This window comes from Sedimentibacter sp. MB31-C6, assembly GCF_035934735.1.
Lineage (GTDB): Bacteria > Bacillota > Clostridia > Tissierellales > Sedimentibacteraceae > Sedimentibacter.
Map to the genome: position 1 here is coordinate 477,193 of NZ_CP142396.1, position 13,293 is coordinate 490,485.

The 13,293-nt window shown below is 33.5% G+C and carries 16 protein-coding genes and 1 pseudogene; 5 read left to right on the plus strand and 12 right to left on the minus strand.

Annotated features, from left to right (window positions below; genetic code table 11):
• Nucleotides 1-30 precede the first annotated feature (30 nt).
• The 7 genes and pseudogenes from U8307_RS02450 to U8307_RS02480 form a co-directional block, all read right to left on the minus strand.
• Nucleotides 31-543: a hypothetical protein gene (locus U8307_RS02450; RefSeq protein ID WP_326909909.1), complete on the minus strand. Its 513-nt coding sequence runs from the start codon at nucleotides 541-543 to the stop codon at nucleotides 31-33.
• Between the two features lie 587 nt (nucleotides 544-1,130).
• Nucleotides 1,131-1,819, minus strand: a pseudogene (locus tag U8307_RS02455) (ABC transporter permease).
• On the minus strand, nucleotides 1,820-2,581 hold the full coding sequence (locus tag U8307_RS02460) for an ABC transporter ATP-binding protein (protein WP_326909911.1): 762 nt from the start codon (nucleotides 2,579-2,581) through the stop codon (nucleotides 1,820-1,822).
• Between the two features lie 114 nt (nucleotides 2,582-2,695).
• A complete protein-coding gene (locus tag U8307_RS02465; protein ID WP_326909912.1) occupies nucleotides 2,696-2,884 on the minus strand; it encodes a cysteine-rich KTR domain-containing protein in 189 nt (62 codons plus the stop codon).
• Nucleotides 2,885-2,897: 13 nt separating this feature from the next.
• Nucleotides 2,898-3,248, minus strand: a complete 351-nt coding sequence (locus tag U8307_RS02470) for a DUF1048 domain-containing protein (RefSeq protein WP_326909913.1) — start codon at nucleotides 3,246-3,248, stop codon at nucleotides 2,898-2,900.
• 9 nt (nucleotides 3,249-3,257) lie between these two features.
• Entirely contained in the window at nucleotides 3,258-3,605 is a 348-nt protein-coding gene (locus tag U8307_RS02475) for a DUF1048 domain-containing protein (RefSeq protein ID WP_326909916.1), read from the minus strand.
• Nucleotides 3,605-3,928, minus strand: a complete 324-nt coding sequence (locus U8307_RS02480) for a PadR family transcriptional regulator (RefSeq protein WP_326909918.1) — start codon at nucleotides 3,926-3,928, stop codon at nucleotides 3,605-3,607. The genes U8307_RS02475 and U8307_RS02480 overlap by 1 nt, the downstream gene beginning before the upstream one ends.
• Nucleotides 3,929-4,122: 194 nt before the next feature.
• Between U8307_RS02480 and U8307_RS02485 the strand changes: the two genes are divergently transcribed.
• A complete protein-coding gene (locus U8307_RS02485; RefSeq protein WP_326909920.1) occupies nucleotides 4,123-4,581 on the plus strand; it encodes a staygreen family protein in 459 nt (152 codons plus the stop codon).
• A 104-nt stretch (nucleotides 4,582-4,685) separates the two neighbouring features.
• On the opposite strand, the gene U8307_RS02490 is transcribed toward U8307_RS02485, so the two are convergent.
• The 3 genes from U8307_RS02490 to U8307_RS02500 form a co-directional block, all read right to left on the minus strand.
• Nucleotides 4,686-5,207 (minus strand): GNAT family N-acetyltransferase, encoded by a 522-nt coding sequence (locus U8307_RS02490; RefSeq protein WP_326909921.1) that lies wholly within the window; start codon nucleotides 5,205-5,207, stop codon nucleotides 4,686-4,688.
• Between the two features lie 20 nt (nucleotides 5,208-5,227).
• A complete protein-coding gene (locus tag U8307_RS02495) occupies nucleotides 5,228-5,578 on the minus strand; it encodes a DUF2200 domain-containing protein (RefSeq protein WP_326909923.1) in 351 nt (116 codons plus the stop codon).
• 168 nt (nucleotides 5,579-5,746) lie between these two features.
• Nucleotides 5,747-6,472, minus strand: coding sequence for an alpha/beta hydrolase (locus U8307_RS02500; RefSeq protein WP_326909926.1), 726 nt, complete (start codon nucleotides 6,470-6,472; stop codon nucleotides 5,747-5,749).
• Between the two features lie 177 nt (nucleotides 6,473-6,649).
• Between U8307_RS02500 and U8307_RS02505 the strand changes: the two genes are divergently transcribed.
• Complete coding sequence (locus tag U8307_RS02505) at nucleotides 6,650-7,210, plus strand: TetR/AcrR family transcriptional regulator (protein ID WP_326909928.1); 561 nt, start codon at nucleotides 6,650-6,652, stop codon at nucleotides 7,208-7,210.
• Nucleotides 7,211-7,316: 106 nt separating this feature from the next.
• Here U8307_RS02505 and pruA read toward each other — a convergent pair whose 3' ends face one another.
• Together pruA and U8307_RS02515 are read right to left on the minus strand one after the other, a co-directional pair.
• Nucleotides 7,317-8,912 carry an L-glutamate gamma-semialdehyde dehydrogenase gene (pruA, locus tag U8307_RS02510; protein WP_326909930.1) on the minus strand — a complete coding sequence of 532 codons (1,596 nt, stop codon included), beginning with the start codon at nucleotides 8,910-8,912 and terminating at the stop codon, nucleotides 7,317-7,319.
• A gap of 286 nt (nucleotides 8,913-9,198) precedes the next feature.
• Nucleotides 9,199-10,395, minus strand: a complete 1,197-nt coding sequence (locus U8307_RS02515; protein WP_326909932.1) for a sialidase — start codon at nucleotides 10,393-10,395, stop codon at nucleotides 9,199-9,201.
• A 136-nt stretch (nucleotides 10,396-10,531) separates the two neighbouring features.
• Here U8307_RS02515 and U8307_RS02520 point away from each other — a divergent pair, with 136 nt between their 5' ends.
• The 3 genes from U8307_RS02520 (at nucleotide 10,532) to U8307_RS02530 (ending at nucleotide 13,274) form a co-directional block, all read left to right on the plus strand.
• Complete coding sequence (locus U8307_RS02520) at nucleotides 10,532-10,756, plus strand: MoaD/ThiS family protein (RefSeq protein WP_326909934.1); 225 nt, start codon at nucleotides 10,532-10,534, stop codon at nucleotides 10,754-10,756.
• A 209-nt stretch (nucleotides 10,757-10,965) separates the two neighbouring features.
• Entirely contained in the window at nucleotides 10,966-11,445 is a 480-nt protein-coding gene (locus U8307_RS02525; protein ID WP_326909936.1) for a 4Fe-4S dicluster domain-containing protein, read from the plus strand.
• Nucleotides 11,445-13,274 carry an aldehyde ferredoxin oxidoreductase family protein gene (locus tag U8307_RS02530; RefSeq protein ID WP_326909938.1) on the plus strand — a complete coding sequence of 610 codons (1,830 nt, stop codon included), beginning with the start codon at nucleotides 11,445-11,447 and terminating at the stop codon, nucleotides 13,272-13,274. Before U8307_RS02525 ends, U8307_RS02530 begins: the two co-directional genes overlap by 1 nt.
• Nucleotides 13,275-13,293 lie beyond the last annotated feature (19 nt).

Consider the following 13,293-nt stretch of genomic DNA (forward strand, 5'->3'; position numbering starts at 1 on the left):
AACCTTCCTTGGACTAAATCGAAAAATTCATTATGTATCAAATTCTAAATAGTATAATGTATTATTATCAACATCGTACATAGCAATAGTAAAATTAAACGAATGCCTGTCAAATAGTTCGGCATCTTTTTCTGGATGCATACTTTCAGAATGTCTATCATTGAAATACCAATATCCACTTTTAATCTCTGGTATCTCCGACTTTTCTGCTAAATTATAACTATACTCTACATTATCCTTAACTCCCCCATACATAATGAGATTAAGGTTTTTTGTTAAGGGTAGTTTGTTCCATCTATTACTTTTTTCTATTTGGGATAATATATTTAAACCATTTTTATTATCAAATATTATTTTAGCAAATTTTTCTCCATCCCCATGAAATCCACCATGATCATCCATATATTCAATATTTAAAACATCTGGTATCTCAATGTTAATTTGCTTTGCAATATAATCTTGATTCGTTTCAATTGAACAACCGGAAATAATTATAGTAAGCAACAAAGCTGCAATTGATAAAATTATCTTTAATTTTTTCATAATAATTGACCTTTCAATATTTAAAATCTAATTTATCCTTATTAACTGCCAACAAATCCTTTATTCTTTCCACTGATAAATTGTAGCTTTGCCAGTTGTATTCCATATAATACAACTATCAAGAAGTTAGTGGTAATCCACATATAATTTGCACTGATGAAATTTTTCAATGAAATAATAAAAATTGGAATCAGTAAAAAATAAAATATCAACACAAATTTCAGTTATATAATGAACTATACTTTTTTAATACATAAGTCTCTCCAAATGATAATTTATAATTTTATTATATCAGAATTTTTATCTAAGTCAATAATTATTTATTGTTTTACAATAAATAATTATTGATTATTAAAAAATCACTATATTTTCGTCCGCCCTTACATGAATTTATGGACCGTAATTTACTCATTGTTTGTTTTGTAAGGTACTATACTTATAACAACTAATAAGATCATAAGATTGTATAGAGAAATTCTTCTATCCCTTAATTCTTGTAAGTGTTCTTGGCTTATTTCTGTAAAAATTGGTCGTTTTGTTATATCCCAAGCCATTTAACTTTTAACTGTACTTATTATAAACATAGGTTATAATTTCTTATAAACTCTCATTGCAAATGTATACGCAACAACAATTATTGCTATACACCAAATCAAAGCAGTCCATATCTCATTTCCTACTGGCTGGTTTGCTAATAAGTTACGAATAGCTTCTACAATAGGAGTTACAGGTTGATTTTCTGCAAAGACTCTTACTACTGAAGGCATAGTATCTGTTGGTACAAAGGCAGAACTTATAAATGGTAAAAATATGATTGGGTAAGAGAATGCCCCTGCACCATCTGGTGTTTTAGCAGCAAGTCCTGCAATTACAGCAATCCAAGTCAAAGCAAGTGTAAATACCCCAAGAATTCCAAATACTGCTAACCATTCTAATATTCCTGCTGTAGAACGGAAACCCATTAGTAATGCAACAAGTATAATAACTACTACCGAAATTCCATTAGAGATTATTGATGTTAATACATGTCCCCATAATACTGTAGAGCGAGCTATAGGCATAGAATGAAAACGTTCAAAAATACCACACTCTTTATCTATAAACAAACGGTAAGCTACATATGCAATCCCACTAATACATAAACAAATAATAGCATCATCGCAATTGGTGTGATACAAACCGTAATAATTGTATCCATACTTCTTAAAAAATGACGCATCGAACGCCCAAACATAACACTCATATCTTTAAAAAAATACTTATTTGTTGATTCCATTTATTTCTCCTCCTTTTTACCAATGATTGTTAGGAATATTTCTTCTAAAGTAGGTTGTTTTTCAACATATTCAACTTTTGCAGGTGGAAATAATTTTTTTAATCCTTCTAATGTATCTATAGCAATGATTTTTCCACCATGAAGAATAGCAATTTTATCTGCAAGTTGCTCTGCTTCCTCTAAATATTGAGTGGTTAAGAATATGGTAGTTCCATCAGCTGATAGCTCTTTTATGATTTTCCAAACTTCTAAACGTGCTTCTGGATCAAGGCCTGTAGTTGGTTCATCTAAGAAAATAATCTTTGGATTTCCCACAAGGCTCATTGCAATGTCAATTCTTCTTTTCATCCCTCCTGAATAAGAAGCTACTCTCCGATCTGCAGCCTCTGACATACCAAAACGATTAATTAACTCATCTACTATTTGATTTGGATTTTTAAGATGTCTAAGTTTTGCTATCATTTGAAGATTTTCACGCCCAGTCAAAATTTCATCAATAGCAGCGAACTGACCAGTAAGACTGATAGAACTTCTAATATTCCCTGAATTTTTTTCAATATCATAGCCATTGATCACAACACTTCCTGCATCTGTTTTAATTAAAGTAGCCATGATTCTAATCATAGTTGTTTTTCCTGCTCCATTGGAACCTAGTAGTGCAAAAATACCTCCCTCCTCTACTTCAAAATCTACTCCTTTGAGTACTTCTACATCTTTGTAGGCTTTCTTTACCCCTTTAATTTGTATTATATTTTTTTTCATTTTCTTTTCCTCCTCTACAATAAAGTACACTTACTCAAATATGGTCTAATCCTTTCAATGCATCTTGAGTAATTACCTAAAAAAAGAGCCGACAACTGTAATTTCACTTACATGTTATCGGCTCTGCGTCTCAGCGTCTGGCTCTTTAATAACTGATATATTCAATTGTTTTACATTGATTATTGTTTCCTGTTTACACTTGGGACAAAATAGCGGGAAGTTTTCAATCACCGTATCATCACGTATCTTGACCCTTGTTTTATTGCCACAAACCGGGCATAATATCCACTCGTATCTACTCACTCTACCATCCCTTTTACTTTGTTTTATCCGCGTCCCTTTTAATAGCATTGTTAACTTCTTGGTTAACAGATTCTTGATAGATGTCAGCGTAAGTTTTTGAATCTTTGATTAGATCGTCGCAGAAAGCTGCTACGTCAATGCCCGTCACTTCGAGCACGCCTTTTCCCAAGAGCGCGCCTTCTTCAAAAAGATCGATAATCCCCGAGAGTAAACCAATCCCATCAGTTAGCTCAACAGGGCCGACCTTATATAGATATTTTTGAATTTCTTTATAAACAATCTGATAATCTTTCGGAAGTGCCTTGACACGCGCCATGTGAGCTCGCCACTCTTTTTTGCCTTCTATAATATCTTGTATTCTCATTTTATCCTCCTATTTACCTAATTTTTTAGCGATATTATTGTTGAGTTGCTCACGCCACTTATCACGATAAGACTTTGCCCCTTCCTCGCCAACCAGCGCTGAACAGAAGCCTTTGATATCGTCACCCAAAACATCTTGTATACTCTGACCATCTGCAACTGTTTCTTCGAGAAGACCAAGCACACCGTCAAGGATTGGCATAATGTTACGCCCAGTGAAATCTGAGTACATCCAAAGATTAGTATTAATTTTTTCCCATGCATCTTGATAATCAACTGGTAGCTTTTTGGCTCGCGATTCAAAAGATTTCAATTCTTTAGTCATGTCGCTTCCTGTAATTTTTTCCCAGAAATTCATTATTCCTTCTCCTTTAACTCATTAATTTTTGATGATATGAATTCCCATCTTTCCCAAAACCTCCTCAACTCTTCACGCCCTGCATCATTGAGCTTGAAAAACTTTCTCGGCGGTCCCATATCAGATGGCTTTTTTGTAATTTCTACAAGCTTATTTTTCTCAATCCGCACCAAGATGGTGTAAACTGTCCCATCTACAACATCTGAAAATCCGAGTGAATTTAACCTCCGCGTGATTTCGTATCCATAGGTTTCCTCGTGGCTGATAATTTCAAGAACACAGCCTTCCAACACACCTTTGAGCATTTCCGTAAGGTTCTTCAACGTAACCCCTCCTAGCTATTCTGTATGACTTGTATTTAGTATTACTTACTACTAGTATATAGTAACACATAATAGCGTAATTGTAAATAGTTTTTTTAAAAAACTACTTTTCATAATGAGCCCTGTAAAATCAGAAACAAATATATATAATTAGCATATTATAATTAATATATTAAATAAGAAAGGATATTTAAATGAGTCGATTGAATCCTGAAAAACTATATGTTGAATTTACTGATGTTACTGCTACTGAACCAATTATACCTAGACGATATACATTAACCCATTCAGATATAACCGCTGATCTTTTTTTGACAATAGGTTCGGATTTTGCTTATTACAAACTTAATCCAATGAGAGATGAAGTAATGGGTGAATGGATGGAAGACGACGCAAATGGTAACGCTTTTTATGTTTATTTGTATGTGGATGGACAATTTGTTCCAGAGATTAAAGCTATACGTGAAGCAATTTTTAGAAAGGAACTTCCCCTTGCTTTAGAAGCAATACGATATGGTGATAATGATTTCTTTAATGCTCATCCCAATTTGAATTATATTCCTATAATTGTTTATTTCTTGTCAACCGATCCAATGTTTTATAAAATTGAAAATTGGGGTACTTTTTCGGATTATATTATTAATGTTTCTTAAAGCTTTTAAAAAAAATTGCTCGAATTTAATTCGAGCAATATATCAATATATAAGTAATATTTTTCCTTTTTTTATTATTATGGCATGTCTTGTGATAAAGGTTGCTATTTAATATAAATCCAATATCTTTGAAATATTTCACCATTATCTATATCTTCAGATTCAAGAATTCCTCCGTTATTAAGAATTGTTTTTGCTGAACCTAAATTGCTTTTTAAGCAAGTTATTAATACTTTTGATAATCCTATATCTTTACATTCTTTCATTGCTAATGACAGCATTAATGAAGCATAACCTTTCTGTCTCTCACTTGGTCTTATACCATAACCAATATGACCACCTCTAAACAATAAATAATCAGTGAGTTTATGCCTAATATCAATAGCTCCTAAAATTTTATCATTTTCATTTATCAGCCAATATGTAGAATTCTCAATAAAGCCTTCTGGCAAGCCTATTCCTTTGCTGTATCCATTCAATTTTTCTACCATCAAATTAAAATCAATGTCATATAGATTTAAACTCCATGGTATTAATTCTTCTTCAGATTTTTTCCACTCTGTAATCATATCTAAGAATTCATATTCTAAATTATAGCTAGGCTTAATTAATCTAATTTTCACCATATTTACCACTTTTTCTATTATTATTTTCGCAAAATCTTTTCCATTGATTTTCCCTTTGCTAACTCATCGATAAGCTTATCTAAATAACGAATTTCCTTCATAGTTGATTCTTCAATGTCTTCCACTCTGACACCACAAACCACACCTTTAATCAAAGCACGCGAAGGATTCAGCTGAGGTGCTTCCGCAAAGAAAGTCTCAAAGTCTGTCTGTTTTTCCAATTGAGCTTCTAGCTCTTCATGGGTATATCCTGTCAACCAACGAATTATTTCATCAACTTCAGTTTTAGTACGTCCTTTTTTCTCCGCCTTCGTAACATAATGTGGATATACACTTGCGAAACTCATTGTATATATATGATGTTTAGCCATTATACTTCCTCCCTTATATATTTTTCTTTTATAGCATGAAAAAATGTCAAAATAATATTCTGCATTTACTAAGTTATAAAACAATTATATAATAAGATATGTACCTGTCAAATTAAAATTAAAATATTTATGATACAAGTCAACGGAAACAACGTTCCCGTATCTTTACTATCTCACATTTTCCGACAATTCCTTATTTCTAAAACTCTTATTGAGCCATCTACGCATAAAAGCTATCTGCTGCTCAGTGTGAAACCAATGCTCGCTATTTTCCATTACAGTTAAATCACAACCAAATTTTCGAGTAAACAGTTCCACTTCTCCACGTTCGATAAGGTTGTCTTTTCCACCATACAAAATTTCAGTGGGAACATCCCATTTTACAATCGGATGTTCTATAGCATACCTCCAATATTCCCAAGAAAGAGTCTGTCCAAAAGAAGTAGGGATAATAAGCTCTTGCTTTAAACGAACTTCAGAAACATTCTCCCATCTCAGCATCTTGGAAATGAGTTGCTCCATATCCAGAACAGGCGAAACAAATAAACACTTTTCTAATCGCTCGTTACAGAAACTAAGCATACTAAACCAAGCTCCAATACTATTTGCAAATAATGAAATATGTTTCCAACGGGATTTAACGTATTCCATTACTGAATTCAATTCTGGTACGATATGCCACGGGACAAAAGAATATATTTCACCTTTTCTATCGCCGTGTTCGGGTAAATCAATACTTAAAACCTGCCAACCATGGCGACAAACAATTTCAGATAAAGTGGCAGCTTCTTCCTTATTACCGTCTTGACCATGGATATAGAGATATAAACGTTTTGACGATACTCCCCAAAGAATTGCAGGTATCCCGTTAATACAAATTTGCTGTGTGTTCATAAAATTCTCCTTTATTCTCCAAAACTATTTATGGTAGTTAAAATACTAACCTAATTAGTATTTTATATTATAACATGCCCTTTGTCAATATAGTTAGTACTTTTTCTAATATAATTATTGACGATACTAATGTAATTAGGTAAAATGGTGTAAAACCATTTTAAGCGAGGTAAAATTATGCGAGTAACCAAAACAGCAGTAGTGCAAGCTGCGTCTGATATAGCTGATGAAAAAGGGCTTAATAATGTTTCTTTAAAAGCCGTTGCTGAAAAACTAAATATTCGTACTCCCTCCCTATATAATCACATAGACAGTCTGGACGACTTACTTAGAGAAATGGCCCATAATGGTATGAGTAAGATGAACGAAAGAATGACAAAAGTATCTATCGGCAATTATGGAGATACTGCAATAAAGTCCGTCGCAGTTGAATACCTCAACTATACGATTGAACATTCTGGAATTTATGAAACTATCCAATGGGCAACTTGGCACGGCACAGAAAAAACAGAAGAGATATTTGGAAATTACACATCACTTTTATTAACACTTATTCGTTCCTGTAACTTCAAGCAAGAGTATACAAACGAAATACTTAATTTGTTAACAAGCATTCTCCACGGCTATACAACCTTACAACTAAGATATGCGTTTTCCGATCCTGATAAAGTAAGAAAAGAGTTATGTAATGCCATTGACACCTTACTATTAGGTATACATCAAAAATACGACCAATAATTCTATTAAAGAAAGAGCCGATAATCTGTAACTTTTAGGGGTCACATCAAAGTTCAACGGCTCTTTATCTTAACATCTGATTCATAAAGACTGATATATTCAAATATTAATTCGTTAGATTTTCCTTAACTACTCTTGGGCTTATCCAACGTAAAATATTTATTTTTGAACCTGCCTTATCATTAGTACCTGACAATCTGCTACCTCCAAACGGCTGCTGTCCTACTACAGCACCAGTAGGTCTATCATTTATATAAAAATTGCCAGCAGAGTTTACAAGAACTTTTTCAGCTTGTTCAATTATAAATCTATCCTTTGCAAACACAGAACCAGTCAATCCATAAACAGATGTATTATTGACTAATGATAATAATTCATTAAATTCTTCATCTTCGTAAACATAAATTGTCAATACAGGTCCGAAGATTTCTTCCTCCATGGTTTTAAATTTAGGTTCAGTTGTTACTGCAATTGTAGGTTCAATAAAATAACCCTTTTTGTCATCACAGTCACCACCAAAAATTATTTTAGCTTCCTCAGAATTTTTTATATAATCAATATATCCTTTAATAGTATTAAATGATTTTTGATCTATTACTGCCCCCATGAAAGTATCAGATTCTTCTATATCACCAACTTTAAGACTACTTGCTTTATTTAAAAGTAATTCTTTTATTTCTGGCCATACACTTCTTGCCACATAAGCTCTTGAAGCTGCAGAGCATTTTTGTCCCTGATATTCAAAAGCTCCTTCAATTAATCCGCGTACAGCAGATTTTAAGTTCGCTGATTTGTGTATTACTATATAGTTCTTACCACCAGTTTCCCCAACAAGCCTTGGAAATGTTTTATAACTTGAAATATTATTTCCTACTGTTTTCCACATATCTTGAAACACTTTTGTAGAACCAGTAAAATGAATACCGCAAAGTTCTGGTCTATTAAGAATCAAACTACCTATATCATCTGAATTGCCAGGTAAAAAATTTATAACTCCATCCGGCATACCTGCTTCCTGCAATAGTTGATATACAACATAAGAAGAGTATACTGTGCTGGATGCCGGCTTCCATACTACGGTATTGCCTGCAATTGCCGGTGCCGATGGTAAATTAGCTGCAATTGACGTAAAATTAAAAGGAGATACTGCAAAAACAAATCCTTCCAAAGGTCTATATTCTGTCTTATTCCAAATTCCTTTAGCAGAAATAGGCTGTTCCATATATATCTCTTTCAAGTATTCTACATTGTATCTAAAAAAGTCAACAAGTTCACAGGCTGAATCTATTTCAGCTTGCTTATAAGTTTTACTTTGAGTTAGCATAGTAGAAGCATTAAGTTTTGCTCTCCATGGACCTGCTGCAAGTTCAGCAGCTCTTAAAAATATTGCTATCCTCGATTGCCATGGCATGTTTTCCCATTCTTCCTTAGCCTTTAAAGATGCCTCAACTGCCTTCAAAGCTTCTGTTTTTCCAGCTTTATGATATTCTCCTATGATTTTATTTTTGTTATGTGGAAGTAAACACATACCCTTATTTCCAGTACGAATTTCCTTACCGCCAATTATAACTGGTATATCTATAAATGAATTTTTCATTTTAGCCAGTTCTTTTTCTAACTCTTCCCTTTCCCTACTACCAAGTTCATATGATAAGACTTGCTCATTAATGAATTGATTTTTCTTTATTAAACTGTTATTCATAAGACTCCTTCCATTCTTTATACCAACAATTATTATTAGTAATGTATTTTTTTATATTTATTACTAACATTATTACATAACAGTAAATTATATGCAATAATAAATTGGTTATTTTAAAAATTTCTACTATTAGTAAAAAAATGCTTATAAATAAATTCTAATTTTCATTATGTCTATCAAAATACTTATACCTTGATAAACTAAGTATACATCTACATAGTTCATCAAGGTATATTAAGCTACTAAATAATCAATTATTAATCATATGTTAAAATGAAAATAGTTGCTATTGACCTTGGTATAAATGGATAAGGTTTCTGTTCTGTCCTCTGGCAAATACATCTGTACGATTTGGGCCCCAAGAAATTGCAGCTGGTCCAGAGTCTAAATTTCCGCCTAAGTCTTCCCAATCTTCCCATCGAGAGCCATTCCATGTTCTCTTATATAATCTATTATTTCTTCCTCTAACAAACACATCTAGGTGATTTGCACGACGAGACGAAACAGCAGGTCCAGATGTAAGTGTACCTCCAAGGCTCTCCCAGTTGCTCCAACTTCTTCCGTCCCACCATTTATGGATTAAGTTATCATTTTCACCTCTGGCGAATACATCTATTCTATTTGGTCCCCAAGATATAGCCGCTGGTGCTGATGTTAATGTTCCGCCAAGATTTTCCCAATCATTCCAACGCGTTCCATCCCACCATTTATGATAGAGGCTGTTATCTGTACCTCTAGCGAATACATCAAGACGATTTTGTTGCCATGAAGATACTGATGGTGCAGAAGTCAATTCACCACCAAGACTTTCCCAATCGCTCCACCTTGATCCATCCCACCATTTATGGTAGAGACTTTGATCTGTTCCTCTTACAAATACGTCAATACGATTAGGTCCCCACGATACAGCTCCTGGTGCAGATGTTAATGTTCCACCAAGATTCTCCCAGTCGCTCCATGCTCTCCCATCCCACCATTTGTGGTAAAGGCTATTATTTGAACCTCCTGCAAATACATCAAGACGGTTTTGTTGCCAAGAAGATACTGCTGGTGCTGTAGTTAGAGCTCCTCCTAAATCTTCCCAACCTATCCATCCATTACCTGGTTCTGGTTGACCATTGCCATTTCTCATTGCATCTAAAGTTATTTCAATTACTCTAGTTAGTACTCTATCTATTTGATTTCGCGGAATATTAAATTGTCTTAATATTAATCCAAACCATGGAACCTGATTTTGGAATCTACTGTATATTTGGTTAGCTGTTAAATTGCTATTTCCTTGTTCAAGTGTAAAGCTTACAATAAGTGTAAATAAATAATCAATGACCATACGGCCAATAGTTGCTCTTTGCAATTGAGAATATAAATTACTATGCTGTGAGCGAATTGTTTGCATAATTTCTTGTACATCAGGCTGTTGAAGAGCATACATATTATTATTCACAGGAATAAATGGATATTCTCCATATGGATATCTGTACATAAATAAACCTCCTTTAATATTATAATGTCAGTATATGCAGATGCTAAACATTTTTTACCAATTTTTACATTAATCTATTGTAAAAAATATTTCTATGTGATATAATTACAATAATATTTAATATTTAGGAGAAAACATGGAAGTTGAAGTCAAGTTGTTTGCTTCTTTCAGAAATGGTCGTTGGAAAGGCAAACGTTTATCCTTCGCTTATGAAGTAAGTATAAAAGACATACTTAAAATTCTTAATATAAATGAAGACGAACTAGGAATACTCTTGGTAAATGGAAGTTATAGCAAAATAGATACTATTTTAAAAAATAATGATGTATTGGCAATATTTCCTCCTGTAGCAGGAGGATAAAGATATGATGTCCCGATTTATAATGGACCTATCTTAGGCCTTTATGAACGTTAGGGCGTAAAAAGTAATTTTTACACCTGCCATTGAGCAAAGGGATACAAATTAATCAATAAGATTAATTTGTATCCCTTTGCTTATTTACAACTAGTGAGTAAAATTTAATTAAAATAAAGGAGGTGAACCTGGCACCTATTGGTGACCAGAGGTTTATGTCAAAAGGAATAGTTATTTCTCCAGACAAATGTACAGGATGTAGAACTTGTGAACTAGTATGTTCATTTACTAAAAACGATACTTTTAATCCAAAAGATTCTGCTATTTCTGTACAATTTTTTGACGAAGTAGGTATACAAGTACCTATGACTTGCTTACAATGTGATGAACCCCATTGTATGACAGTTTGCACAGTTAATGCACTTACAAAAGATGAAGAAACAGGTATAGTTCATTATGATAGTGAAAAATGTATTGGTTGTAAACTGTGTGTTAGCGCATGTCCATTTGGAAATATGACTTACAGTTCTAGACTAAAAAAAGTAGTAAAATGTGATTTATGTGATGGATATCCTCAATGCGTAAAATTATGTCCTAGTGGAGCTTTAGAGTATAAGGAATTAGACAGTAATTTACAAAAAAGGAAGGACATTGCCAGCCAATTTGTTGAAGTATTTGGAGAGGGGGCAAAATAATGAAAGGATGGACTGGAAAATTAATTAGAGTAAATTTAAGTGATAGAACTATAAAGCTTGAAAAACTAAAAATGGATGATGCCAACTTATATCTTGGAGGTAGAGGTTTAGGCTCTAAATATTTATATGATGAAATTGATCCTACAATTGAACCCCTAAGTCCTGAAAATAAGCTAATTTTCATGACTGGACCTATGACCGGAACATACGCTGCCTGCGCTGGAAGATTTAACGTAGTAGCAAAAGCTCCATTAACAGGTACAATTGGTGCAGCAAACTCTGGTGGACATTTTGGGCCAGAATTAAAATTCGCAGGTTATGACGGTATTATCTTTGAAGGAAAATCCGACTCTCCTGTCTATTTGAATATTAACAATGATGTTATAGAACTTAAAAGTGCAAAACATCTTTGGGGTAAAAACGTTTTTGAAACGACAGACATTCTGCAACAAGAAAATGATGAAAATTCAAAAGTAGCTTGTATTGGTCCTGCAGGTGAAAAATTAGTACTATTTGCTACTGTTATGAACGAAAAAGACAGAGCTGCTGGAAGGTCAGGACTAGGAGCTGTTATGGGTTCTAAAAATCTTAAAGCGGTTGTTGTAAAAGGAACTAAAAGTATAGGTGTAGCTAATAAAGCTGAATTTATGAAATCTGTACTTGATGCAAGAAACAAATTAAAAGAAAACCCTGTTACAGGTGCTGGACTTGGTGCATATGGAACTCAAATTTTAGTAAATATATTAAACGAATCTCACGCTCTTCCAACTAACAACTGGCAAACTTCATATTTTGAAGACGCAGAAAAAATAAGTGGTGAATTTTTAGCAGAAAATTATCTTGTACGTAACAAAGCATGTTTTGCTTGCCCCATTGGCTGTGGTAGAGTAGTAAAAATACCAGATGGTAAGTATAAGGGAATTGTGGCAGGTCCAGAATATGAAGCAGGATGGTCTTTTGGAGCTTCCAGTGGTGTAAATGACATGAACGCCATAGACAAAGCAAATCATGTATGTAATATGTTAGGCATGGATCCAATTACAATGGGCTCTACTATAGCCTGTGCAATGGAACTTTATGAAAAAGGATTTATTACTAAGGAAGACCTAGATGGGAAAGCTTTAGAATTTGGTGATGAAGAGGGAATAATTGAATGGGCAGAACTTACAGGAATTAGAGAAGGTTTTGGAGATACTCTAGCTTTAGGTTCTTACAGATTAGCAGAGAAGTATGGACATACTGAACTATCTATGAGCGTTAAAAAACAAGAAATGCCAGCTTATGATGGTAGAGCTATTCAAGGAATGGCTATTTCATATGCAACAAGTAACAGAGGCGGTTGTCACGTAAGAGGTTACTTAACATCTCCAGAAGTTTTAGGTATACCAGTAAAAACAGATCCATTAGAAACAGAAGGAAAACCTGAACTTTTAAAAACTTTTCAAGATTTAACTGCCTTAGTTGATTCATCAGATATCTGCTTATTTACTACCTTTGCATTAGGACTACCAGAAATATCTGCCATGCTAAGAAGCACAATTGGAATTGATTTGTCTGACGAAGAAATGTTAAAAATTGGTGAAAGAATTTGGAATCTAGAAAAACTATTTAACATTGAAGCAGGTTTTTCTAGAGCTGACGATACCTTACCACCTAGACTTTTAAATGAAGCATTAACCAGTGGTCCTGCGAAAGGTAGAGTAGCTCAAATAGATAAAATGCTTGATAAATATTATGAAGTCAGAGGTTGGGATAAATACGGTATTCCAACTATTGAAAAGCTTGAAGAACTTTCAATACAAGAAAAAGCTACCGAAGCAAGCTTTTAATCAAATAATTATTGAACAT